This is a genomic window from Streptomyces spiralis (genome assembly GCF_014654675.1).
GTDB classification, from domain to species: Bacteria; Actinomycetota; Actinomycetes; order Streptomycetales; family Streptomycetaceae; genus Streptomyces; species Streptomyces spiralis.
The window spans coordinates 86,846-111,086 of the sequence record NZ_BNBC01000034.1; the positions used below are offsets into that span (position 1 = coordinate 86,846).

20 protein-coding genes are annotated in these 24,241 nt (G+C 72.4%); 10 read left to right on the forward strand and 10 right to left on the reverse strand.

Features of this window, described 5'->3' with window-relative positions:
• Positions 1 to 2: 2 nt before the first annotated feature.
• The 4 genes from IE318_RS29770 to IE318_RS29785 are packed head-to-tail and all read left to right on the forward strand — an operon-like array spanning position 3 to position 6,517.
• Positions 3 to 824, forward strand: coding sequence for a glycosyltransferase family 2 protein (locus tag IE318_RS29770; protein WP_030178910.1), 822 nt, complete (start codon positions 3 to 5; stop codon positions 822 to 824).
• Positions 821 to 1,831, forward strand: coding sequence for a glycosyltransferase family 2 protein (locus IE318_RS29775; protein ID WP_189905302.1), 1,011 nt, complete (start codon positions 821 to 823; stop codon positions 1,829 to 1,831). The genes IE318_RS29770 and IE318_RS29775 overlap by 4 nt, the downstream gene beginning before the upstream one ends.
• Positions 1,828 to 2,631, forward strand: a complete 804-nt coding sequence (locus tag IE318_RS29780; protein WP_189905304.1) for a polysaccharide deacetylase family protein — start codon at positions 1,828 to 1,830, stop codon at positions 2,629 to 2,631. Before IE318_RS29775 ends, IE318_RS29780 begins: the two co-directional genes overlap by 4 nt.
• Positions 2,624 to 6,517, forward strand: a complete 3,894-nt coding sequence (locus IE318_RS29785) for a lipopolysaccharide biosynthesis protein (RefSeq protein WP_189905306.1) — start codon at positions 2,624 to 2,626, stop codon at positions 6,515 to 6,517. Before IE318_RS29780 ends, IE318_RS29785 begins: the two co-directional genes overlap by 8 nt.
• 94 nt (positions 6,518 to 6,611) lie before the next feature.
• Here IE318_RS29785 and IE318_RS29790 read toward each other — a convergent pair whose 3' ends face one another.
• Positions 6,612 to 8,033, reverse strand: a complete 1,422-nt coding sequence (locus IE318_RS29790; protein WP_189905308.1) for a GH39 family glycosyl hydrolase — start codon at positions 8,031 to 8,033, stop codon at positions 6,612 to 6,614.
• 137 nt (positions 8,034 to 8,170) lie between these two features.
• Between IE318_RS29790 and IE318_RS29795 the strand changes: the two genes are divergently transcribed.
• Together IE318_RS29795 and IE318_RS29800 are read left to right on the forward strand one after the other, a co-directional pair.
• Complete coding sequence (locus tag IE318_RS29795; protein WP_268256756.1) at positions 8,171 to 9,283, forward strand: DUF5925 domain-containing protein; 1,113 nt, start codon at positions 8,171 to 8,173, stop codon at positions 9,281 to 9,283.
• Positions 9,284 to 9,331: 48 nt separating this feature from the next.
• Positions 9,332 to 10,111, forward strand: coding sequence for a DUF72 domain-containing protein (locus tag IE318_RS29800; RefSeq protein WP_189905311.1), 780 nt, complete (start codon positions 9,332 to 9,334; stop codon positions 10,109 to 10,111).
• 15 nt (positions 10,112 to 10,126) lie between these two features.
• Here IE318_RS29800 and IE318_RS29805 read toward each other — a convergent pair whose 3' ends face one another.
• Positions 10,127 to 10,495, reverse strand: coding sequence for a GntR family transcriptional regulator (locus tag IE318_RS29805; protein WP_030178930.1), 369 nt, complete (start codon positions 10,493 to 10,495; stop codon positions 10,127 to 10,129).
• Positions 10,496 to 10,622: 127 nt separating this feature from the next.
• On the opposite strand from IE318_RS29805, the gene IE318_RS29810 reads away from it, so the two are divergent.
• Positions 10,623 to 11,552: a GNAT family N-acetyltransferase gene (locus IE318_RS29810; protein WP_189905313.1), complete on the forward strand. Its 930-nt coding sequence runs from the start codon at positions 10,623 to 10,625 to the stop codon at positions 11,550 to 11,552.
• Positions 11,533 to 12,045 carry a ribonuclease FAU-1 family protein gene (locus IE318_RS29815; RefSeq protein WP_189905315.1) on the forward strand — a complete coding sequence of 171 codons (513 nt, stop codon included), beginning with the start codon at positions 11,533 to 11,535 and terminating at the stop codon, positions 12,043 to 12,045. Before IE318_RS29810 ends, IE318_RS29815 begins: the two co-directional genes overlap by 20 nt.
• A 71-nt stretch (positions 12,046 to 12,116) precedes the next feature.
• On the opposite strand, the gene IE318_RS29820 is transcribed toward IE318_RS29815, so the two are convergent.
• Positions 12,117 to 12,743 carry a class I SAM-dependent methyltransferase gene (locus tag IE318_RS29820; RefSeq protein WP_189905317.1) on the reverse strand — a complete coding sequence of 209 codons (627 nt, stop codon included), beginning with the start codon at positions 12,741 to 12,743 and terminating at the stop codon, positions 12,117 to 12,119.
• 139 nt (positions 12,744 to 12,882) lie between these two features.
• On the opposite strand from IE318_RS29820, the gene IE318_RS29825 reads away from it, so the two are divergent.
• Complete coding sequence (locus IE318_RS29825; RefSeq protein ID WP_107473462.1) at positions 12,883 to 13,020, forward strand: hypothetical protein; 138 nt, start codon at positions 12,883 to 12,885, stop codon at positions 13,018 to 13,020.
• A gap of 25 nt (positions 13,021 to 13,045) precedes the next feature.
• Here the strand turns inward: IE318_RS29825 and IE318_RS29830 are convergent, their stop codons facing one another.
• Complete coding sequence (locus IE318_RS29830; protein ID WP_189905318.1) at positions 13,046 to 13,516, reverse strand: GNAT family N-acetyltransferase; 471 nt, start codon at positions 13,514 to 13,516, stop codon at positions 13,046 to 13,048.
• A 178-nt stretch (positions 13,517 to 13,694) separates the two neighbouring features.
• Here IE318_RS29830 and IE318_RS29835 point away from each other — a divergent pair, with 178 nt between their 5' ends.
• A complete protein-coding gene (locus tag IE318_RS29835; RefSeq protein WP_189905320.1) occupies positions 13,695 to 14,750 on the forward strand; it encodes a lytic polysaccharide monooxygenase auxiliary activity family 9 protein in 1,056 nt (351 codons plus the stop codon).
• Between the two features lie 75 nt (positions 14,751 to 14,825).
• On the opposite strand, the gene IE318_RS29840 is transcribed toward IE318_RS29835, so the two are convergent.
• From IE318_RS29840 to IE318_RS29865, 6 genes are all read right to left on the reverse strand, one after another.
• Positions 14,826 to 15,686, reverse strand: coding sequence for an esterase/lipase family protein (locus IE318_RS29840; RefSeq protein WP_189905322.1), 861 nt, complete (start codon positions 15,684 to 15,686; stop codon positions 14,826 to 14,828).
• Between the two features lie 249 nt (positions 15,687 to 15,935).
• Positions 15,936 to 16,904: a DNA polymerase Y family protein gene (locus tag IE318_RS29845; RefSeq protein ID WP_189905324.1), complete on the reverse strand. Its 969-nt coding sequence runs from the start codon at positions 16,902 to 16,904 to the stop codon at positions 15,936 to 15,938.
• Positions 16,901 to 20,410 carry a DNA polymerase III subunit alpha gene (locus IE318_RS29850; protein ID WP_189905326.1) on the reverse strand — a complete coding sequence of 1,170 codons (3,510 nt, stop codon included), beginning with the start codon at positions 20,408 to 20,410 and terminating at the stop codon, positions 16,901 to 16,903. The genes IE318_RS29845 and IE318_RS29850 overlap by 4 nt, the downstream gene beginning before the upstream one ends.
• Positions 20,411 to 20,638: 228 nt before the next feature.
• Positions 20,639 to 21,718, reverse strand: a complete 1,080-nt coding sequence (locus IE318_RS29855) for a S1 family peptidase (protein WP_189905328.1) — start codon at positions 21,716 to 21,718, stop codon at positions 20,639 to 20,641.
• 397 nt (positions 21,719 to 22,115) lie between these two features.
• Positions 22,116 to 23,021, reverse strand: coding sequence for a S1 family peptidase (locus tag IE318_RS29860; RefSeq protein ID WP_189905329.1), 906 nt, complete (start codon positions 23,019 to 23,021; stop codon positions 22,116 to 22,118).
• Between the two features lie 221 nt (positions 23,022 to 23,242).
• On the reverse strand, positions 23,243 to 24,025 hold the full coding sequence (locus IE318_RS29865) for a DUF1684 domain-containing protein (RefSeq protein ID WP_030178963.1): 783 nt from the start codon (positions 24,023 to 24,025) through the stop codon (positions 23,243 to 23,245).
• Positions 24,026 to 24,241 lie beyond the last annotated feature (216 nt).

Here is a 24,241-nt window from a genome sequence, read left to right on the forward strand (position 1 = left end):
TCATGAGCTCCGTTCTCCATCCGCCGTCCTCGGACCGAGATCCGTTCGTCGACGCCCAGTACCGGCCGATCTCCTCTCACCTGGCCATCGCGCCGCCGGTGAGCGTGGTCATTCCCGCCATGAATGAGGCGGAGAATCTTCCCTATGTCTTCAAGACACTTCCGGACTGGATACACGAAGTCGTTCTTGTCGACGGCAATTCCACCGACAACACCGTCGATGTCGCCCGTGAACTGTGGCCGAATGTCAAGGTCGTCCCGCAGCAGGGAAAGGGCAAGGGTGACGCCCTGACCACCGGATTCGAGGCGTGCAGCGGCGACATCATCGTGATGGTCGACGCGGACGGCTCGGCCGACGGCGGCGAGATCGTCTCCTACGTCTCGGCCCTGGTCTCGGGCGCCGACTTCGCCAAGGGCTCCCGGTTCGCCAACGGCGGCGGCACCGACGACATGACCTTCATCCGCAAGCTCGGCAACCGGGTGCTGTGCGCGGTGGTCAACCGCAAGTTCGGCGCCCGCTACACCGACCTGTGCTACGGGTACAACGCGTTCTGGCGGCACTGCCTGGACAAGATCGAGCTGGACTGCACCGGCTTCGAGGTCGAGACGCTGATGAACATCAGAGTGGTCAAGGCCGGCCTGAAGGTGCAGGAGATCCCCAGCTACGAGTACCTGCGCATCCACGGCGCCAGCAATCTGCGCGCTGTCCGGGACGGGCTACGGGTGCTGAAGGTGATCCTGAAGGAACGCTCCAACCGGCGTGAGCTGCGCCGGCAGGAACGCCACTCCCCGCTGCTCGGCTCCTACCCGGGAGAGGTGTCTTGAGCGGTCCCGGCATCTCCGTCGTGATCTGCGTCTACACCGAGGACCGCTGGGAGGACATCCTCGCGGCGGTCTCCTCGGTGCGGGCGCAGTCCCGGCCGGCCCTGGAGACACTGCTGGTCGTCGACCACAACCCGGCGCTCCTGGAGCGTCTGGCCGGGGAGTACAAGGAGGCCGGGGACGTGCGGGTGCTCGCCAACGCGGGCCCGCGCGGCCTGTCCGCCGGCCGCAACACCGGCATCGCCGCCTCCATCGGCGAGGTCATCGCCTTCCTCGACGACGACGCCGTGGCCGAACGGGACTGGCTGCGCCGCTTCGCCGAGGGATACGCGGACCCGCGGGTGATGGCGGTGGGCGGCAGGACGATGCCGATCTGGGCGTCGGGCCGCCGGCCCGTCTGGTTCCCGGAGGAGTTCGACTGGGTGGTGGGCTGCACCTACAAGGGCCTGCCGCCCGGCCGGGTCCCGGTGCGCAACGTCCTCGGCGGCAACGCCTCCTTCCGGCGTACGGCGTTCGACGCGGCCGGCGGCTTCGCCACCGGTATCGGCCGTGACGGCGACAAACGGCCGCTGGGCTGCGAGGAGACGGAACTGTGCATCCGGCTCACCCGGGCCCGGCCGGACGCGGTCCTGCTGATCGACGACCGGGCTGTCATCCACCACCGGGTGCCCGGCGCCCGCGAGCGCTTCCGCTACTTCCGCACCCGCACCTACGCCGAGGGCCTGTCCAAGGCGCTGGTGGCGCGCAGTGTCGGCGCGGACAAGGGGCTGGAGTCCGAGCGCCGCTACACCACCCGGGTGCTGCCCGCCGGGGTGGCCCGCGGGCTGCGCGACGCGCTGCTGGCCCGGCCGGGCGGCGCGGGCCGGGCCGGCGCGATCGTCGCCGGGGTGCTCACGGCCGCGGGCGGCTACGCCGTCGGCAGCGTCCGCGCACGCCGGGGCGGCGCCCGCTTCCGGGTCGTGGAGATCGAGGACGGCAAGGGGGCAACGAAGGGGGGAAGAGCCGTATGAACACAACCGTGCCGGTGCTCATGTACCACGCGGTCGCCCGGGAACCGAACGAGGCCACGCGGGGCCTGTCGGTGTCACCGGAGGCGTTCGCGGAGCAGATGGCGGTGCTGGAGGACCTGGGCCGCCACCCGGTCACCACCGCGCGACTGGCGGCCCACTGGCGTGCACCGGGCACCGCGCCGCTGCCGCCGGACCCGGTGCTGATCACCTTCGACGACGGCTACGAGGGCGTGCACCGGCACGCCCTGCCGGTGCTGGCCAAGCACGGCTTCGCGGCCACGCTGTTCGTCTCCACCGGCTGGATCCGGGGCGAGCACGACACGGGCGGCGGTCTGGACACCATGCTCGACTGGGACCAGGTGCGCGAACTGGCGGCCGGCGGCGTCGAGATCGGCGGGCACAGCCACACCCATCCGCAGCTCGACCAGCTCGACGACGACACGCTGTGGTCGGAGCTGATCCGCTGCAAGGAGATCGTCGCCGGGGAACTGGGCGCCGTGCCCCTCTCGTTCGCCTACCCCTACGGCTACTCCAGTCGCCGGGTGCGGGCGCGGGTGCGGGCGGCCGGCTTCGCGCAGGCGCTCGCCGTCGGCAACGGCCTGGCCCGCCGCGCGCAGGGCCCGTACGCCCTGCAACGGCTCACCGTGCGCCGCTCCACCGCCCCCGAGGAGTTCGAGCGGCTCGTCCAGGGCCGCGCGATCGCCCGGAACTTCGCCAGGGACCGCGCCCTCACCAAGGGCTACGCCATGGTCCGCAGAGCCCGACAGGTCCGCCGGAAGGCCATCCGTACCCGTGTCTGACACGACGACCACCACCGAGGCATCGGCCACCGAACCCGAGGCGCCCGAGCAACCGCGGCGCCGGCTGCGGCTGCCCGGACGCGGCCCGTCCAGCGGCGGCAACCAGCTGTTCCGCAACGCCTACGCGCTGATGCTCAACACCGGGATCTCCGCGGTGCTGGGCCTCGGCTTCTGGCTGGTCGCCGCCCGCTACTACTCCGAATCCTCCGTCGGCCAGGGCTCGGCCGCGATCGCCGCCATGAAGTTCCTCGCCGGGCTCACCGCGGTGACGCTCACCGGCGCCCTGGCCCGCTTCATCCCGGTCTCCGGCCGCGCCACCGGACGGCTGATCGCCCGTACGTACGCGGGCAGTTCGCTGATCGTGGCGTGCGCGGCGGCGGTCTTCCTGCTCACGCTGGACACCTGGGGGCCGTCGTACCGCTTCCTGCACGGGACGGTCAACGGGCTCGGCTTCATCGTGGTCGTGATGGCCTGGAACCTGCTCACCCTCCAGGACGGGGTGCTGACCGGGCTGCGCAGCGCGCCGTGGGTACCGGTGGGCAACACCGTGTTCTCGGCGGTGAAGCTGGCCCTGCTGGTGGGGCTGGCCGCCGCGATCCCCACGACCGGTGTGTTCGTCTCCTGGGGCCTGGCGATCGCCACCTCGATCGTGCCGCTGGGCTGGCTGGTGTTCCGGCGGCTGGTGCCCCGGCATGTGACGGCCACCGAGGAGCACGCCAAGCCGCCGTCGCCGCGGGAACTCGGACGGTTCCTGGCGGGCGACTACACCGGCTCGCTGTTCTCGCTCGCCGTGGTCTACCTGGTGCCGGTGATCATCGCCTCGCAGGTCAGCTCCGAGGACAACGCCTACTTCTACATCACCACCACCATCGGCGGCACGGTCAACCTGCTCGCCATCAACATGGGCGCCTCGCTGACCGTGGAGGGCTCGCACGACCCGGCGCGGCTGGCCGCCAACACCCGGGCGGCGCTCAAGCGGATGGCCCGGATCATGGTGCCGATCTGCGGCCTGCTGTTCCTGCTGGCGCCGCAGGTCCTGCACGTCTTCGGCGACGGCTACGCCCACGCCGCCACCCCGCTGCTGCGCTGGTTCGCGGTCGGCGCGCTGCTGCGGGTGGTGATGGAGACGTACTTCGCGGTGCTGCGCGCGCAGAGCCGCACCGCCGGACTGGCCTGGTTGCAGGGCCTGCTGTGCGTGCTGGTGCTCGGGCTGACGCTGCTGCTGCTGCCCCGGATGGGGCTGACCGGTGCGGGGGTCGCGGAGATCTCCAGCCTCGCCGTGATCGTCGCGATCGCCGCGCCCAAGCTGTTCCGGACCGTCCGGGCCGCCCCGGCCGCCGCCGTCCCCGAGGACGCGGCACCCGACGGGGACCTCGCCGACCTGGGGGCGGGCGAGGTCCCCGACCGGACCGGACCGCTCCGGCGGCCCGCGTGGGCGCTGGAGTCGGACACCCTGGCCCTGGGCATCCACGTCGACTTCGACCACGTGGAACGCCGGCCCGACGTGCGTCCCGGACCGGGCACCCCGCCCGCGGGCACCGCCGTGACGGGGGCGGACGGGCCGGCCGAGTGGGCGCTCGGGCCGCGGCGCCCGGATTCTCTCGGGCTGCCCGTCGAGGACCGGGAACCCGGTTCGGAGGCCTCGCTGGGGCCGGCCGACCGGGAGGTGGACGCGCCGTTCGCGGCCGAGGAGCGGGCGGTGGTGCCGGACGCGCTGCCGCTGACCGCCGGGCAGCCGGCCGCCGTATCCGAGGAGGAGGCAGCGGAGGCGGCCGGACCGGCGACGGCCGAGCCGGGGAGGACCCCGCGCCCGGGGCCGCAGGGACCGGCGGCCGACGCGCCGCCGCGCTCCTGGCGGGAGCGCCTGGCGCCCACCCGGCCCGGAGTCGTCCTCGGCTGTCTGCTGACCGCCGCGCTGCTGCTGTACTGGGTGCCCGCGCTGCGGCTCGACGACGCCGCCCTGGACCGGATGGGCGGGCTGGGCCTGATCTCGGTGCTGCCGCTGCCGACGCTGGTCGGCGCGGCCCTGCTGATCACGGTGTTCGCCGTGCTGCTCTGGCTGCGCCGCGAGCACCGGGCGCTGCTGCTGCTCACCCTGCTCGCCACGGTCGTGTCCCTGCACGCACTGCCCGCGGTGATCGAGACCGAGCCGCGGTTCGCGACGGCCTGGCAGCACCTGGGGTTCATCGACTACATCGACCGCACCGGGGCGGCCGTACCCGACCTGGACGCGCGCTGGAGCTGGCCGGGCTTCTTCGCGGTGGCCGCGTTCGTCGCGCGGGCCTGCGGGCTGAGCGACTTCACCGAGGTCATCCGCTGGTGGCCGCTGACCGTCCAGCTCCTGTACCTGGCACCGATGTTCCTGCTCACCCGCTCGCTGCGGGCGAGCTGGCGGGCCAAGTGGACCGGGGTGTGGATCTTCGTGCTCAGCGGCTGGGTGGGCCAGGACTACTTCTCCCCGCAGGGCTTCACCTATCTGCTCTACCTGGCCTTCGTGGCGATCCTGCTGGTCTGGTTCCGGGCGCCGCGCGTGCTGTGGACCAAGGCGCGCCCCGGCGAGGCCGAGGTCGAGCCGGCGAACCGGCGGCAGCGGGCCGTGCTGCTCATGGTGGTGATCGGCCTGTTCGCCGCCAGCGTCCCGGCCCACCAGCTCACGCCGTTCGTGATGCTGGGCGTGCTGGCCGTCCTCGTCCTGGTCGGCCGGTCCGAACTGCGCGGGCTGCCCGTCCTGTGCGCGGTGCTGGTGGTGTTCTGGCTGGGCTTCATGGCCGAGCCGTACTGGTCCGGGCACTTCGACGAACTGTTCGGCGGGGTCGGCGGGGTCGGCAGCAATGTGTCGACGTCCGTCTCCGGCCGGATCCAGGGCGGGGACTCCACGCACAAACTGGTGCTGTACACACGGGTCCTGCTGGCCGGGTCGATCATGCTGTTCGCCTGCTGGGGCTGGTGGCGGCGGCGCGAGCACAAGTACCGGGAGCGGTCGCTGCTGGTACTGACCTTCGTGCCGTTCCTGGGCTTCGGCATGCAGTCCTACGGCGGCGAGATGGCGCTGCGCGTCTTCATGTTCGCGCTGCCCGGGGCCGGTCTGCTCGCCGCCCTCGCGCTGTTCCCGCGCGCCGGGGTCACCGGCCGGGAACGCGAGAAGGACCGGGCGAGCCTCGCGCCGGTCGCCGCGCTGCTGGCCGGGCTGCTGCTCATGGGCGGCTTCCTGGTGGCCCGCTGGGGCAACGAGCCGTTCGAGCGGATCCGGCCGGGGGAGGTCACGGCCATGGACTACGTCTACGCCCACGACCGGCCGACCGTACGGCTGCTGTGGCTGAGCAACGACCCGGTCACCAACGTCACCCCGGCCATGCCGTGGGGGGCGCGGGACATGGAGCGCGTCAACTACGTGCCGACCCTGGCACCGGCCGACCCGGTGCTGGTGTCCGGCCTGGTCAAAGCGCTCAAGGACGCGGGCCCCAACTCGTATCTGATGATCAACAAGAGTCAGGTCACCTATCTGCAGATGGACGTCGGCTACTCGGCCACCTGGCCGTCGCGGCTGGTCGAGAACCTGGACAACCGGCAGGAGCTGAAGAAGGTCCTCACCAACGACGACGCGACCCTGTACACGCTGCGCAAGCAGCCCGCGGGGGCGGTGCCGAAACCGGATCCGGGGCCGATCGGGCCGAAGGTGACCTGGACGCCGTGGTCGGTGGTCGGCGGACTCGCGGCGCTCGCCCTGGTCCTGATGCTCACCGCCCGGGAGATCGTCCGGGTCGCGATGCGGCCGAGCGTGCGCCAACTGCGATGGCTCCAGGGCAGCTTCTGGTTCTCGCTGCCGCTGCTGGCGGTGCTGCTCGCCTCGCTGGTGCAGCGGTTCATGACGATGGGGAAGGGCTGAACGGCCGTCCGGTGAGGCGGCCGGCGTGGTCAGCGAAGTGGCTCGGACGCTCCGAGGCCTGCACGACAGACCCTCAGCGCCTGTCGTGCAGACCCTAGCGCTCGAGCCACTTCACTGCGTACGCCCCCATGTCGAACCGCCTGCCGTCGACCTGCGCGCTGATCGGCCGGTTCAGGGTGTTGACCACCAGGACGGTCTTCGCGCTCGCCAGGACGCGGACGTTGGGCACGTCGTCGGGGGCGATCGGGACCGTCTCGTACGTCGTCCCGGGCGGGAAGGCCTTGTCGAAGCGGGAGAGCAGGTCGTACATGGGCAGCGCCCGGCCGCCGGCGGCACTGCCGGTGGGCGTCCACAGGCAGCCGGGGCAGTCGGTGCCCTTCTCCTCCTCGGGGTTCCAGTAGAAGCCGGAGGAGGCGCCGCCCTTGACCATGGCGATCAGGCCGGCGGCCTGGACGGCGACGCGGTGCGCCTCGGGCCAGCCCTTGCGGTCGTCGTTGCCGTCGGCGGGCTCGACGTAGTACTCGGCCCACCACAGCGGCAGTCCGTGGGTCTGCTGCCGTACCCACCGGCCGACCGCCGTCAGCTTGTCGGTGGCGGCGAACTCGTTCGGCAGCAGTTCGTCGTCCTTGGTGTAGCTGGAGCCGTCCACCACCACGAAGTCGGCGCCCGCCTTGTGCGTGTTCCAGTAGCCGAAGGCGTCCAGGACCCGCTGGTCCATGGCCCCCCAGGGGCCGCGCAGGGTGGTGGAGGCGTTCTCCTTCTGCCGTGGGTCGACGCTGTCCATGACGAGGTACGGCCCGCCCACCATGATCTTGGGGTCGACCTTCTTGAGCGCCCGGTAGACCAGGTTGTACAGCTCGGTGTAGCCCTCGTAGTCCCAGCGGGCCCGGGCGTTGTTCCAGAAGCCCTTGAACTCGTTCCAGACCAGGAAGTGGCGTACGTCCGGGTAGCGCCTGGCAACCGTCGCGGCGAGCGCGGCGTAGTCCTTGTAGTGATCCGGCGTCGGGGCGGTCTCCAGGGCGGACTGGCTCCAGTCGGTGTTGTCGACGCCGGCCTTGCCGCCCTTCATCCAGTCGGGGGCGCAGCACAGGGTGATCACCGGGACGCCGCCGGACTTCCGCATGAAGTCGACGCGGCGGTCCAGGGCGGCGAAGTCGTAACGCCCCTTCACCGGTTCGGGGTTGTCGGCGCCCCAGCCCATGATCGCCTGGTTCTGCGGGGGTCCGCCGCCCTTCGACAGCAGCCCCTCGACGCGGTCCGTGGCGGCGGCGCTGCCCTCGTCGGCGCTGAACTGGGTGTGCGTGAACCCCCAGCCGACGTACGGCTCGTCCGCGTCCCGGGGGGTCACGGGCGTGCCGTGCACCTTGGCGCCGTCACGTGTGGTTCCCTCGCTGCTCGCGCCGCCGGGCAGCGCGTTGACCAGGGCCACCACCAGGGCCACGACGGCCGCACCCACACCGAGCAGCGCGGTGAGCCGCCACCGCCCCGCCCCCGAATACCACCCATGACGTCCCATCAAGGACAACAGTAAGGGCGGAATTCGCCCCTCCGGGAGGGTTTGCGCAGGCTCGTGGCACAGGTTCGGACGGGCACGTCCCGGCGGGAGCCGACACGTGACGCGCGCGCCGGAAACGGGGTGCGCAGGGCGGTCCGGTGACAGATCATGACAGCATGTCTGCGAACCCACACGACGCTCTGCCGATCCGGCTCAACGTCGACGACTCCGACTCGCCGTCCGACGTCGTCGACGCGCTGTTCCTCGGCCGCTTCGCGACGGGCGAGCAGCCGTACTCGCACGCGGCGAACATCGACCGGGTGCGCTCGGGTGCCACCCTGCTGCCCGACGGCGCCCGGGTGCTGCGCATCGCCCGGGACGACGACCGCAGCGCCACCCTCGCGGAGGGCGACGGCTGGACCCTGCTGGTCTCCCGCTGGAACCGGGGCGCCGACGTCACGGTCACGGCGACCAGCGCCGAGCTGGCCAAGAAGGTCCTCGACCAGGCCACGGACGGCGCGGCGGACGAGCCGGAGCCGCAGCCGGAGAACGTGACGATGGGGTTCTGGTACGTCTCGCCCCGGCGCGGCCCGTACCGCACCACCCGGCAGATCTCGGCGGGCACCTGGGACGAGGTCCGGGCCAACTACACGGCGCCGGTCGCGGACGCCATGGAGCGTCTGATGAAGACGACCCCGCAGGACATCGCGGGCCGCCTGCTCCTGCTGCACGGGCCGCCGGGCACCGGCAAGACCTCCGCGCTGCGCACGCTGGCCCGCTCCTGGCGCGACTGGTGCCAGGTGGACTGCGTCCTGGACCCCGAGCGCCTCTTCTCCGACGTCGGGTACCTGATGGACATCGCCATCGGCGAGGACGACTCGGCGGGCAAGGGCCGCTGGCGGCTGCTGCTGCTGGAGGACTGCGACGAACTGATCCGCGGCGAGGCCAAGCACACGGCCGGCCAGGCGCTGTCCCGGCTGCTGAACCTCACCGACGGGCTGCTGGGCCAGGGCCGCAACGTCCTGGTGGGCGTGACGACCAACGAGGACCTGGAGCGCCTGCACCCGGCCGTGGTCCGCCCGGGCCGCTGCCTGGCCCGTATCGAGGTCGGGAAGCTGACCCGGCGGGAGGCGGTGAGCTGGCTGGGCACCGAGGAGGGCGTCGGCCGCGAGGGCGCGACCCTGGCGGAGCTGTACGCGCTGCGCCGGGGCACATCCCCCACGGCTCTTCCCGAGCCGCGCGAAGGCGCGGACGCGGGGCTGTACCTGTAACCGGCGGCTGGTGGTGTTCGATGCGCCCGCTGGTGTTTTGATGGGCGTATGACCCTGTTCGTCGGGACGTCCGGCTGGCAGTACAAGGACTGGCGGGGGGTGCTGTACCCGGAGGGCTGCCCCACCCGACTGTGGCTGGAGGAGTACGCGGCCGCGTTCGCCACCGTGGAGATCAACAACGCCTTCTACCGGCTGCCGGAGCGGGAGACCTTCGAATCCTGGCGGGAGCGTGTGCCGCCGGGCTTCGTGGTCGCGGTCAAGGCGAGCCGCTATCTGACGCACATCAAACGGCTCAAGGACCCCGAGGAGCCGGTGCACCGGCTGATGTCGCGGGCGGCCGGCCTCGGCGACCGGCTCGGCCCGGTGCTGCTCCAGCTGCCGCCCACGCTGCACGCCGACCCCGGCCTGCTGGAAGCCTGTCTCGCCGCCTTCCCGCCCGGTGCGCGGGTCGCGGTCGAGCCGCGCCACGACTCGTGGTGGACGCCCGAGGTCCGCCGGGTCCTGGAGCTGCGGGGGGCGGCCCTGTGCTGGGCCGACGCGTACGCCCGCCCGGTCACACCGCTGTGGCCGACCACCGACTGGGGCTACGTCCGCTTCCACGTGGGCCGCGCCCGGGCCTGGCCGCACTACGGCCGGCGGTCCCTGGAGACCTGGATCGACCGGATCGCGACGACCTGGCCGGACGAGCGGGACGTGTTCGCGTACTTCAACAACGACCCCACGGGGGCGGCGGTCCAGGACGCGGTGGTCTTCGCGAGGGCCGCGCGGCGGGCGGGCCTGACGGTCACCCGCACGCCGGACCGGGTGTCCGTGCAACGCCAGGCCTGAGGCGCTGGGAGCGGCTCACCGCTCGTAGGCCGCCCGCAGGGCGTCGCGCACGGCGGCGAGCGCCGCGTCCTCGTCCAGCCCCAGCCGCCGTACACGCTCCGCGTAGGCCTGGGCGGCCGCCGCGGCCTCACGCTCGGCGGCCGAGCCCGCGGCGGCCACGAACGTGCCGTTGCGACCCCGGGTCTCGATCACCCCGTCCGCCTCCAGCGCCCGGTAGGCCTTGGCGACGGTGTTCGCGGCGAGCCCGAGCGACTCGGCCAGTCCGCGCACCGTCGGCAGCCGGTAGCCCACCGGCAGCGCCCCCGACCGCGCCTGCTCGGAGATCTGCGCCCGCACCTGCTCGTAGGGAGGTGCGCCGTCGTCGATGTGGATCTTCAAGGTCACGTGGTGATTGTCCCGCACCCGCGGCAGCCCGCACGAGCCCGCAGCCCGCGCGTGCCCGCACGCGCTCCGGGCGGACCGCCGGAAAATGGGAGGCGTCCGGCCCGCTCCCGCCGTAGCGTGCGCCTACATGACTGTGATCGTCCGTGACCTCCACGCCGACGCGCCAGGCGACCTGGAGGGCTTCGTCCGCGTCCGGCACCTCGCGCTGCCGTACATGCTGTGCACCCCGCAGTCCCTCGTCCACGACCTCGCCCACATGCATCCCGACGCCCACTACCGTCCCCTCGTCGCCGTGGCGGACGGCGAGGTGATCGGCACGGCACAGGTGCACCTGTCCCACGAGAGCGCCGAGCCCGGCCAGGGCAATGTGAACGTGTACGTGCACCCGGAGCACACCCGCCGGGGCGCCGGCACCCTGCTGGTGCGGGCCGCCGAGGAGCACCTTGCGGCCCACGGGGCGGTCAAGCTGCTCGCCTGGGTGCTGGACGAGCGGGGCAACCGTGCCTTCGCCGAGCGGCACGGCTACAAGTCCAGCCGCTCGGCGCACTTCCTCCGCCTGGACCTGGCGGGCGGCACGCTCCCGCCGCTCCAGGACCCGCCGCCGGGTGTGGAACTGCGCCGGGGCTCGGACTTCGCCGACGACCCGCGCCCGCTGTTCGAGCTGGACGCGGAGGCGACGGCCGACGAACCGAGCGACGTGGACTACGAGTTCACCGACTACGAGGCATGGCTCGCGGAGACCTGGCGGCATCCGCTGTTCGACGCCGAACTGACCTCGGTGGCGGTGGTCGACGGCCGCCCCGCGGCGTTCTCGGCGGCCCGCACGGACGGCGGCACCCGGTACGGCACGGTCATGACGGGCACCGCCCGGGCCCACCGCGGCCGGGGCCTGGCCAAGCTCGCCAAGAACGACTCGCTGCACCGCGCGCGGGCCGCCGGGTACACGGAGGCGTTCACGGGCAACGACACCGGCAACGGGCCGATGCTCGCGATCAACAGGTGGTTCGGGTACGAGGTGTGCGCGACGGAGGTGCGGTATGTCCGTGAACTCGGCTGACGCGGCGGGACCGGCGGGCGCGCCGGTCACCGTGGTGCTCGTCAAGGGCGGTCGTACGAAGCTCAGCTACCCGGGCGAGCTGGTGGCCGACGACGGCACGCGGATCGCCGTCCGGGCGCTCTGGGCGGGCGCGGCCGTGCGGGACTTCGGCTTCGTGCGCTTCGAGCCCGGTGACGTGTTCACGGAGTACTACTGGCGCGACCGCTGGTACTCGGTGAAGGAGGTCCGCGACGGCGGGGGCCGGCTGAAGGGCTGGTACTGCGACATCACCCGCCCGGCCGAGTTCTCGGGTACGGAACTGGTCGCCGAGGATCTCGACCTGGACCTGTGGCGCTCCGCGGACGGCACGGACGTACGGCGCCTGGACGAGGACGAGTTCGCCGAGAGCGGTCTGGCCGAGCGTGATCCCGACGCGGCCGCCCGCGCCGTGGCCGCGCTCGACGAACTGGAGACGCTGGCCCTCGAGGGCGGCTTCACCGCGCTGCTGGGCTGAGGGGCCCCGGGGCCACGCTGCCGGCCTGAAGGGCCCGAGGCCGCGCTGCCGGCCTGAAGGACCCCCCGGCCTCACACCGTCGCCACCACCGCGTACCGCTCGTCGTCCACGGCCCTGCCCCACAGGCGCGCATCCTGCGAGAGACGCTCCACGCGGGTGTGGTCCGTGAGGGGTGCGAGAAGAGTGAGGAGGCGTTGTGTGGGTATGCCGACGGGGGTGACCGTGCCCCAGACGCCCTCGACCAGGATCAGCCGCCCGGAGGGTCGCAGCAGCTCCCGCCAGCGCCGCAGGGCGCTCGCGGGGTCCGGCAGTGCCCACAGCACATGGCGGACGAGGACGGCGTCGAAGCGCCGCTCGCCCACCGGCGGGCTCGCCGCGTCGCCGACCAGGAACACCGCGTCCCGGCCCGCGAGCTTGGCGCGGGCCCGCTCGACCATGTTCGGGGAGAGGTCCACTCCGGTCACCCGGTGTCCGCGCTCGGCGGCGAGGAGCGACAGGCTGCCCGTGCCGCAGCCGACGTCGAGGATCTCGCCGGGGGTCCCGGGCAGCCAGCCGCGCAGGCGCTCGGCCCAGGCGGCGCGCACCCGCGGGTCGCGCAGCCCGTGATCCGGTTCGTCGTCGAAGACCGCCGCCTGCGCGTCCCAGTCCACGGGGGCGGGGCTCGTCGGGTCGCGGCGGGTCGTGATCGGCTCACTCATGCGGCCAAGAGTGACACCCGCCACTGACAACCGAATCGTGACAGCCGCCACAGACAGACCCGCACCGATGAGGAACTCTCGCCCGCAAGGTCTACCTCCGTGAGAACACGGAACCCGGTAGGCGTCGAAGGAGGCAGCGATGCGCCGTACGACAGTGCAGAAGCCCCTGAGGAAGACGGACCCGCGCCGCCTGCGAGGCGAGGAGGTCGACGAGCGTCCCGGCGGACGACCGGAGGTCCGCAAGGACATCGCGCGGACGTGGTGGCCGGACGGATGACCTGCGGACCAGCCGATGAGACGCGTCAGACGAGCCGTTTGCGGTAGTGGATCCGGTCGTAGGGTCCGTCCACCCGGCGTTCCACCACCTCGTAGCCGTACTTCGGATAGATCTTCTGGTTCTCCCACATCATGGCGTTGGTGTAGAGCCTGATCTCCTCCAGTCCCAGCGCACGCGCGCGTGCGTCCACGAACCGAAGCAGTCGCCGTCCCACTCCCCTGCCGTGTGCGTCGGGGTGGACGGCGATGCTGTCGAGGAACAGATGGTCCGCGCGGGCCTCGATCACGACGAGGCCGACCACCCGGCCCGCCGCCGGTTCCCGCGCGACGAACACCTTCCCCGCGGCCACGTCCGCCGCGTGATCGGCCTCCATCGGCGCCGGCACCACGCCGATGCGCTCGATGTAGGGCCGGTAGGCCGCGTCGGTCACGGCCTTCACGGCCGGTACGTCGGCGGCCGCCGCCCTGATCCCCTCGCCGGTCTGCTCGCTCCGCATGCCGGGCACGCTACCTACCTGAGCGCAGTCTCAGCACTCCCTTAACGCGAGCATAAGGATCTCCCTCCGCCGCCCTCAGCAGGCGATTCCGCGATTCTCCGGGGCTAGTTTCGGATCACCCCACGGGATCCGTCCTCCCGTTCCAGGACCGTTCCGGACCGCTTCCGAGGAGTTCCTCATGCCCGCACGCCGCAAGGCCGCCGCTCTCGCCGCCCTCGGCCTGGCCCCGCTCGCGCTGACCGCCCTCGCCGCCGCGCCCGCGTCCGCGCACGGCTCCATGGGCGACCCGGTCAGCCGGGTATCCCAGTGCTACGCGGAGGGTCCCGAGAGCCCGAGGTCGGCGGCGTGCAGGGCGGCGGTCGCGGCGGGCGGCACCCAGGCCCTGTACGACTGGAACGGCATACGGATCGGCGACGCGAACGGCCGGCACCAGGAGCTGATCCCGGACGGCAAGCTGTGCAGCGCGAACAACGAGGAGTTCAAGGGTCTCGACCTGGCCCGCGCGGACTGGCCCGCGACCGCGGTGCACAGCGGCTCGTACCCGTTCAAGTACCGGGTGACCGCCCCGCACAAGGGCACCTTCACCGTCTACATCACCAAGCCCGGCTACGACCCGGCCAAGCCACTGGCCTGGGCCGACCTGGACCTGGAGCATCCGGTCGCCACGGTCACGGACCCGGTCGCCCCGGCCGGCTTCTACACGTTCTCCGGCACGCTGCCCGAGCGCACCGGGCGGCAGCTCCTGTACGCGGTGTGGCAGCGCTCGGACAGCCCGGAGGCGTTCTACTCCTGCTCGGACGTCGCCTTCGGCGGGAGCGGCAGCGGGGACAGCGGCGGCGGGGCGGCGAGCGGTTCCTCGCCGGCGCCGACGGCCTCCGCGCCGACCGAGCGGCAGATCGAGGACGGTGCCGGCAGGTCGACGATCGAGCACCACGGCCACGGGGACGCCGACGCCCGTACGACCACGGACCCGACGACACACCTGGCGACGAACCCGGCGACGCACCCGTCGGCGGCCGCTTCCGGCACCCCCGCACCCTCGGGCGCGAACCGGCCTGAGGCCGCCGCCGGCGTACGGGCCCGGACCCGGAACGTCGGCCTCGCCGAGACCGGCGGCGACGGCAGCACCCCGTATGCGGCGGTCGGCGGCGCGGCCGCCCTGGCGCTCGGCTCGGCGGCGCTGTTCGCCTCGGTCCGGCGGCGCGCCGCGCACGGGGGCCGACGGGGCCGCTGAGGGGGCCGGACGAACGCGGGGCCTGTCCGGCGGCTCAGGCCGGACAGGCCCCGCACGTGCGCGTCGGTGCGGTCGTCAGTCGAAGACGGACGCGCAGCTGGTGGCGGTGGCGTGCGGCGGGTCGAGGGCGTTGGCCACCTCGTGGAAGGCGACGCGGTCGAAGAGCCCGATCGCCAGGTGCTCGGACAGGTCGACCGGGCACAGGTCCTGCAACAGGACGTTGCGGACGTCGGAGCCCGTGAGGTACTGGCTCCGCCAGGGGGTGGCCACCTCGTCGTACTTGGTGGCGATGACGGTGTAGTGCACTCCGGGGACGGTGTCGCCGCCCTCGTTGAGCTTGGTGAGGAAGTCGGAGCCGGTGATCTGGTCGGCGAGGCCGGGGGTGGTGGCCGTGAGCAGGTCCTCGGCGCCGGGGAAGTACGGCAGCAGGTTGGTCAGGCCGCTGAGGGTGGTGCCGTGGTTGTCGGGCGCGAGGCCGACGAGGGCGTTCACCTTGGCGGCTCCGCCGAGGAACTTCAGGTAGTAGCGGGGCATCATCCCGCCCTGCGAGTGGCCGACGAGATCGACCTTGGCGGCACCGGTGGCGGTGAGCACCTTGTCGACGAAGGCGGACAGCTGCCCGGCCGACGTGTCGATGGGGCCGAGGCCGTGGAAGAGCGGCACTCCCGGCAACTGCCCGTAGTCGAGCGAGAAGACGCAGTACCCGCGGTCCTCCAGGTACGGCGCGAGGGACAGCCAGTTGTCGACGGAGTTGCCGAAGGTGCCGTGGACCAGGACGACGGGGCGGGGGTGGGCGGCGGACGGCCGGCAGTTGTAGTCGTTCCAACCGCTGCTGGGCGCGTCGGAGGCATGGGCGGTGGCGGCCGGGACGGTGGCGACGGCGGCGGCCAGGACGAGGGCGGCCAGATGTCTCAGGGCGCGCTTGACGGGCAGCATCGTGTGATCTCCTTGCGGCTCAAGGGAGGTGCGACGGCACTGCGCCCTGTGATCCGGATCACGAGGATGCTGTTCATTCGTCAAGTTACGGGCGAGTAGTCAAGGTGTGAAGTTACGCGTCAGTAAAAACTTCCAGTGATAACCGGCGACACCCGTGGGGCATGGGGTAGTGGACCTGACGAACCATCACCAAAAGGGGCAGAAGCGGCTCGTACGGCGCGATCCGCGCCGGGCCCCCGGTCGCCGGAGTCACGCGGCCAGGGTGCCCGGGATCACGGCCCGTGGGCCGAACCTGGCTCGCGCGCGGTCCGCGACCTCCTCGATGCGGCGGACCTTCTCGTCGACGGGGTCGAAGGTGAGCTGGTAGGAGGCCTGTTCGGCGGAGTCCAGGCCCTCGGCGCGCAGGGCGAGGGCGCGGACCCGGGCGCGCTGGAGGCCGAGGGCCTCGTACATGCCGTACGCGGCCCTGGTCAGCGCCGTGGTGTGGGCGGTGGGTTCCGGCAGCCTGCGGGTGCGGACCGTCGCGGAACGGTCGGCGTAGCGCACCGTCAGGGTCAGGGTGCGGCAGACCTTGTCGAGGGCGCGCAGCCGGGCGCCCAGTTCCTCGGTGGCCGACAGCAGCGCCCTGCGGTGGCGGTCGGGATCCAGCTCGTCGCGCTCGAATGGCTGTTCCGTGGCCAGGGAGCGGGAGACGGCGTTGGGGACGACCCGGCCGCGGTCGACGCCGTTCGCCCTCTCGTGCAGCTCGCGGCCGGTCTTCGCGCCGAGCAGGCGCTGGAGCGTCGACAGGGGCGCGGCGGCGACCCGGTCCAGGGTGTCCAGGCCGTACTCGCCCAGGGTGCGGGCGGTCGCCGTACCGACGCCGGGCAGCGCGGTGACGGGCTTGCCGGCGAGGAACTCGGCGACGGCGTCCTCGGTCACCGCGCACGTCATCCCGGGCCGGGCGTCGTACAGGGCCATGCGGGCCAGCATCGGGCCCGGTCCGGCGCCGATCAGGCAGTCGACGCCGTACCGCGCGAGCGCGCGGACCCGGATCACCGAGGCCAGCTCGACCGCGTCGCGCCCGAAGTACCGCTCGGCGCCCCGCAGATCGGCCAGCGCCCCGTCCGGCGGCAGCGCCTCGATCACCGGGGTGAACTCCTCCAGCAGCCCGAGCAGCCCCGGCAGGACCGCCTCGTACATCGGGGGCAGCTGGAAACGTACACAGAGGATGGTCATCCCGCGCTCCCTGGAGACTGGTGCCACAACTTCCTTCCGCTCGCGGGCCCTTCGCCCGCCGGGCGCAGATCCGCCCATGGGTGCATCTCGTAGCCGGTGGACATGCGGATGCTCCGGTCGCGCCCGGCCCGCGCCGGGTCCCGCGCGTCCCCGTCCCCGCCGTCGCCGTCGCCTTCGCCGTCGGGGGTGCCCTCCGCTCCCTCCGGGACGGGGCGTGCCAGCCGGGCCGCCACCTCCTCCAGGCCGCCCTCGGCGCGCAGTTCGGCCAGTTCGGCGAGGTTCCAGGCGGCGGATCCCACCACGCTGAGGCTGCGCGGGCCGCGCCGCTGCACCACCCCGCGCACCAGCAGCAGCCAGGAGTGGAAGACGGTGTGCGCGCAGGCGTCGTGGGAGTCGTCGAAGAAGGCCAGGTCGACCAGGCCGGTGCCGTCGTCCAGTGTGGTGAAGATGACCCGCTTGCCGGACCGGATCGGCGGGGTCTGGGTGGCCGCCTTGGCGCCCGCGACCAGCACCGTCTCGCCGTGCCGGGCCTCGCGCAGCCGGCGCGCGGAGACCACGCCCAGCTCGTCGAGGAACGCCCGGTGGTCGTCCATCAGGTTCCGTGAGGTGTCCATGGACAGCACGCCCAGCTCGGCGCTGAGCTTCTCGGCGTCGGACAGGTCGGGGAGCCCGGCCGCGGCCGTCTTCCGGCCGCCGGCCAGGGGCAGTTGGCCGCCGCCCCCGCCCCGGGCGCCCCGGTGCAGCTCGGTCAGGTGCAGTTGCAGGTCGCGGCGGTTTGCGCCGAACGCGTCCAGCGCGCCCACCTGGGCCAGCCGCCCGGCGATCGGGCGGCTCGGCCGGGCCCGCTCCCAGAAGTCCAGCAGCGAGGCGTACGGCTGCCCGTCCGCGATCCGGGCCGCCTCGGCCTCGCTGATGCCGTGCACGTCGGAGAGCGCCAGCCGAAGTCCCCAGACACCAGGTGAATTCGACCGCACCGCCGATCGTGAATCAGACACCAGTTCGATACGGTGTGCGACTCCCGACCTGTTCACGTCCAACGGCAGGATCGGCACCCCGCGCCGCCGCGCGTCCGCCAGCAGCAGCCGCTTGGGATACATCCCGGGATCGTGCGTGAGCAGCCCGGCGTAGAAGGCGGCCGGGTGATGGGCCTTCAGCCACGCCGACTGGTACGTCGGCACGGCGAAGCCCACCGCGTGCGCCTTGCAGAAGCCGTACGACCCGAAGGCCTCGACGATCTCCCAGGTCCGCCGAATCGTTTCCGCGTCGTACCCGCGCACCGCCGCGTGCTGGGCGAACCACACCTTGATCCGCCCCTGCGACTCCGGGTCGGACAGCCCGCGCCGCACCCGGTCCGCCTCGTCGCGCCCGCAGCCGGTCATGATGTGCACGATGTGGATGATCTGCTCGTGGAAGACGACCACCCCGTACGTCTCCTTCAGCGGCTCCTCCAGGTCCGGGTGCGGGTAGCGCGCCGGCGCCCGCCCGTGCCGGGCCTCGATGAACGGCCGCACCATGTCGGCGGCGACCGGACCGGGCCGGAAGAGGGAGATGTCGACGACCAGGTCGTGGAAGGTCGCCGGCTGGAGGCGGCCCACCAGGTCCCGCTGGCCCGGCGACTCGATCTGGAAGCAGCCGAGGGTCTCGGTGGAGCGGATGAGCCGGTACGTCGCCGGGTCGCCCGGCGGTACCGCGTCCAGGTCGATCCGCTCTCCCTTGGTCCGCTCCACCTCCGCGACCGCGTGCGCCATCGCCGACTGCATCCGCACGCCCAGCACGTCCAGTTTGAGCAGCCCGAGGTCCTCCACGTCGTCCTTGTCGAACTGGGACATGGGAAAGCCCTCGCCGCTGGTGGGCATCACCGGCGTACGCGCGAGCAGTGAGGCGTCGGACAGCAGCACGCCGCAGGGGTGCATGGCGACCCCGCGCGGCAGCGCGTCCAGGGCCTCGACCAGCTCCCACAGCCTGCCGTACCTCTGCTTCTCCCCTGCCAGCGCCTTCAACTCGGGCAGCTCCTCCAAGGCCGCGCGGGCGTCGCGGGCGCGGATGTGCGGGAAGGACTTGGCGATGCGGTCGATCTCGGCGGGGTCCATGGACAGGGCCGCGCCGACGTCCCGGACGGCGTGGCGGACGCGGTACGTCTCCGGCATGGCGACCGTGGCGACCCGCTCGGTGCCGAACCGGTCGATGATCGCGCGGTAGACCTCGAGCCGGCGCGCGGACTCCACGTCGATGTCGATGTCGGGCAGGACGAACCGCCGCCTGGACAGGAAGCGCTCCATCAGCAGCCCGTGCTCGACCGGGTCGGCGTGGGCGATGCCGAGGAGGTGGTTGACGAGGGAGCCCGCTCCGGAGCCGCGCGCGGCGACCCGGATACCCATCTTCCGCACGTCGTCCACGACCTGGGCGACGGTGAGGAAGTAGGAGGCGAAGCCGTGGTACGCGATGACGTCCAGCTCGTCGTGCATCCGCTCCCAGTAGTCGCGCCGGCCGGCGTAGCCACGCAGCACCATGCCGACCGCCGCCCGGGAGGCGAGCGTGCGCTGGGCGGTGCGGCGGGCGGCACCGACGAGGTGCGGCTCGGGGAAGTGGACGGTGCCCAGCCCGAGGTCGTCCTCGGGGTCGACCAGGCACTCGGCGGCCGTGGCCCCGGTCTGCTCCAGCAGGCGGTGGGCAGCCTCCCGCCGGAAGCCCGCGGCCTCGACGATCCGCTCGGCCGTGTGCAGCATGGCGGCCGGGTCCTTCAGCCAGGCCTCGCCGGAGTCCAGCTCCTTGGTGGGGTCGATGGGGACCAGACGGCGGGCGGCGTCCAGGACGTCGGCGACCGGGCCCTGGCCGGGGTCGGCGTAGCGCACGGCGTTGCTCAGTACGGGCCGGATCCGCTGCTCGGCGGCGAATCCGACGGTGCGGGCGGCCAGCCGCAGCGAGCCGGGTCCCGTGCCCTCGCGGCCGTGCCAGACGGCCTCCAGGCGCAGCGCGTCACCGTAGGCCTCGCGCCAGGGGGCGAGTAGCTTCGCGGCCCGGTCGGGGCGGCCCGCGGCCAGTGCCCGGCCCACGTCGGAGTCGGGGCCGAGCAGCACGGTCAGTCCGTCGGCGTGGTTGTCGGGCCAGGGCAGCAGGGGGGTGTCGGGAGCCGTGTGGGCGGCGGTGACCAGTCGGCACAGGTCGGCCCAGCCGCGGGCGCCGTCCCGGGCGAGGAAGGTGACGCGGGGGGTCGACTCGTCGATGAAGGCACCGCCGCGCACCGGGGTGCGGCGCCGCTCGCCTCGTGCGACTTCTTCCTGCCGTCGCGGGCCGTCCACCGCCAGTTCCGCGCCGAACAGCGGGCGGACGCCCGCCGCCGCGCAGGCCTTGGCGAAGCGGACCGTGCCCGCGAGGGTGTCCCGGTCGGTGAGGGCGAGGGCGTCCATGCCCCGCTCGGCGGCGCGCTCGGCCAGCCGTTCCGGGTGCGAGGCGCCGTAGCGCACGGAGAACCCGGAGACGGTGTGCAGATGCGTGAAGCCCGGCACACGCACCTCCCGCACTCGTGAGCCCCCAGCGGCTCTCGAACATCAGTTCCCAACTCTCACCCCCACCATAAACCAATTCCCGAACATCTGTGCGACATCCGTTCGAGCGTGTCCCACCTGCGCAAACGCATGCGGCGGCGGCCCGCGCGGTCGAGCGGCAGCGCCACGCGGTACGACCCCGCCCCCTCGCGCGCGGGGGCAGGGCCGTACCGGAGCCGTTCGGAGTGATCAGCCGATCTGAGCGCCGGTGGCCGACAGCGCCTCGGTGACCGGCTGGAAGAAGGTCTCGCCGCCGGAGGTGCAGTCGCCGCTGCCGCCGGAGGTGAGACCGATCGCGGTGTCGCCGTCGAACAGCGAACCGCCGCTGTCACCGGGCTCGGCGCACACATCGGTCTGGATGAGGCCGCTGACCGTGCCCTCGGAGTAGTTCACGGTGGCGTTCAGGCCGGTGACCGTGCCGGTGTGCACATGGGTCGTCGAGCCGCTGCGGGTGACCTTCTCGCCGACGGTGGCCTCGCCCGCCTTGGTGATCGTCTGCGTGGAGCCGTCGTAGAGGTCGACGGCGCTCGGGTGGTCGACGTTCGCGGTGTACTTGACCAGGCCGAAGTCGTTGCCCGGGAAGCTGGACTGCTCGTTGCTGCCGATCACCGTGCCGCCGGCGTCGGACCAGGTGGAGATGGCCTCGGTGCAGTGGCCGGCGGTGAGGAAGTACGGCTGCCCGCCCTTGACCACGTTGAACCCGAGCGAGCAGCGGCCGCCCGAGCCGGTGATGGCGTCCCCGCCCGCGACGAAGGGCTTGAACTCGCCCTTGGACCGCTTGAGTTCGGCCTTGCCGCCGAGGCCGTCGACGACCTTGGAGAGCGTGGCCCACTCGGGCGTCGAGACCGTCCGGTCGGCGGTGACCACGACCTTGTTCGTGACCGGGTCGGTCGCCCACGAGGTGCCGGGGATGGTCGCGTCCTTCTTCAGCGTCGTGCGGGCCGCGTCCAGTTCGGCGAGGGTGTTCCCGACGACTCTGGCCCTGGCCCCCGCCTGCTGCACCGTCCTGGCCGCGGTCTCGTCGAGCACGTTCACCACGAGGGTCCTCGACCCCGCGTCGTAGTACGTCCCGGCCGCGTCGCCGCCGAGGCTCTTCAGCAGCGTCGAGGCGAGACTTCCGGCCGCCGGGGCCGACAGGGTGCGAGCCTCCGGGGTCTTCGCGGGCTCGCTGGCGTTCGCACTCTGGAAGGTGAGTCCCGCGGCCACGAGTGCGGCGATGCCCGCACCTGCCACGGCGATTCGGCGCCTGGGTATGCGTCGATGCTTCAACTGACGTCCTCCTGTGGGGGGATCGACCGGCGAGGTTGTGGGGACTTCGCGGGCCGGAAGGCGGTTGAACGGCGCCTACTATTCCGAGGCTCACAGGGGGCACACAAGGTCGAGTTCTGGACGCGTATACGTCAACCGGCGTACGCCCCTCGTCGCTTGCCCGTCCGAGGTCACACCGCCTCGTTCGCGCTGCAAACGTTACGGGTGAGTAACCAACCGGCGTTTCGTGCGGTCTGGTCCTGTCCTGATCTCGCCCCTGCGAGGCCGCGCCCGGACCGGTCGTTCACACCCTGCGCACAACGGGAAGCCCCCGTACGCCTGTTGCGTACGGGGGCTCCACCTGCTGCCGGCTGCGGGTGCGGTCCGGGCCGTGCGCACGACCCGGGAGGTCGGAACGTCAGTAGACGTGGACCCCGTAGGCGCTCAGCGCCTCGGTGACCGGCTGGAAGAAGGTCGTGCCGCCGGAGGTGCAGTTGCCGCTGCCGCCGGAGGTCAGACCGTAGGCGACGCCGCTGTTGGAGTACAGCGGACCGCCGGAGTCGCCGGGTTCGGCGCAGACGGTGGTCTGGATCAGGCCGTAGACGATGTCGCCGCCACCGTAGTTGACCGTCGCGTTGAGGGCGGTGACCCGGCCGCTGTGGATGCCGGTGGTGGAGCCGCGGCGGTAGACGGTGGTGCCGACGGACGGCGTGGCCGCGCTTGTGATGTCCACGCTGCCCACCGTGCCCGACTTGGTCACCGAGCTGTTGGTGTAGCGCACGATGCCGTAGTCGTTGCCGGGGAAGGAGGAGCCGGCGGTGGTACCGAGCGTCGTCGAGTGCGACGAGTTCGACCACCAGGTGCCCGCCCCGTCGGTGCAGTGACCGGCGGTCAGGAAGTAGTAGTTGCCGCTGGAGTCCTGGACGTTGAAGCCCAGCGAGCAGCGCCAGCTACTCGCATAGATGGCGTCGCCGCCGGAGATCAGCTTGTTGAACCGGCCCGGTGTGCGCTTGATGGTCAGGGCCTCGGAGTTGGCCCCCGCCTGCTGTTTGATCTGGTCGATCTGAGCCTGGGAGACCCGGCTGTCGACGGTGACGACCACCCGGTTGGACTTGCTGTCGACCGCCCAGGCGGTGCCCGGCACGTCGGCCTTGAGCACCGAGTCGCTCGCCTTGGTGAGCTGGGCGGCGCTGAAGGTGTTGGTGTCGGACGCGTTCGCGCTGGGGACCGCGAACGCGGCGGCGGCCACGAGCCCGGAGGCGATGGCGATCAGCCGGGTCCGTCTCGCGATACCGCTACGGGGGGCAGTGCGCTTGATCCTCACGTTTCGTTCCTCCACAAAGGAAGTCGGGGGCCCGCGTGGGGTCGGGGCCCGGTGAGGCGCAGCCAGGGCACGGCAACCGGATTCCGGACACGTTGTGACCCTGACAAGCGCTGAGGGGGAGTATTCGGCCGAACGACCGGTCGGCGCAAGGGTGCCTTTCGGCCGTGCGACTCTGTGCGGTTCGAGTGAACCGTGTGCGATCGGGGTGATGTGACGGCCGGTCAGTCGTGCAGAGCGCGCTCCCCCGCGGGTATCGCGAGGTCCAGGGTGTTCCCGGGCGGCGGGAACGGGCAGACGAAGTGGTCGGCGAAGGCGCACGGCGGCAGTACGGCCCGGTTGAAGTCGACCGTGGTACGCCCCTCGGCGTCCGGCGCTCCGGGATACAGGAACCGGAAGCGGAAACTGCCGTTCCCGCTGGTGGCGTCGGCGAACACCGCCCACAGCCCGCCGTCGGGCTCCCGCGCGACCCGGAGCGTCAGCTCCCGGCCGTCCAGAGTGAACGCCAGTTCCCCGGCGAGGGCCAGGCCGCGCTCGCGTCCGTCCGCGTTCGGCACGCGCACGGTGCGGCTCTCCTCGTACGGGGTGAAGCGGCCCGGCACCGACCAGCGCGGGTCGTGGTCGCCGACAACGATGCCGCGGAACGCCCGGCGCGCGGCGGAGGCGGGATCGAAGTCCCGTATGCCCCATATGCCTTCACGGACCAGCACGACCAGCCGCCGCTCGCCCAGCGCGACCCGGGCGTCCGCCACCGGACCGGTGTCGGCGCCGAGCCGCACCTCACCGGCCAAGGGCCGTCCGTCGACGGTCAGTCCGTCCCCTCCGCCGGCGGCGAGCACGACAGCGTCGCCGTCGGGCGTCCAGATCCCGGGGATGTCCGGAAGTCGACCGTCCGGATACTCCTCGAACCAGTACGTTCCGGTCAGCGCGAGCGGGCCGTAGGGCGCCGAGACCGTCTCGGTGCGCCGTACGTGCCACTGCTTCCACTGGTCGGATGCGTCCGTCATGTGATCAACCCTTCCATGCGTGGCCGGGCGGCCAAACCGAGGGGTGAGCACAGAGCGCCGCTCCCGTATTTCCGCGTCCCCCGCCCGGACGACACCGGGACGGGACCGTGGACGGGCGCGGCACGGCGGGGGCCGAAAAGCCCTAGGTGTGTTGTCCCGGGACGTTGGTGACACGCGTGCTGGGTGCTTGAACAGGTGAGGGCCTTCTGGGTTCGG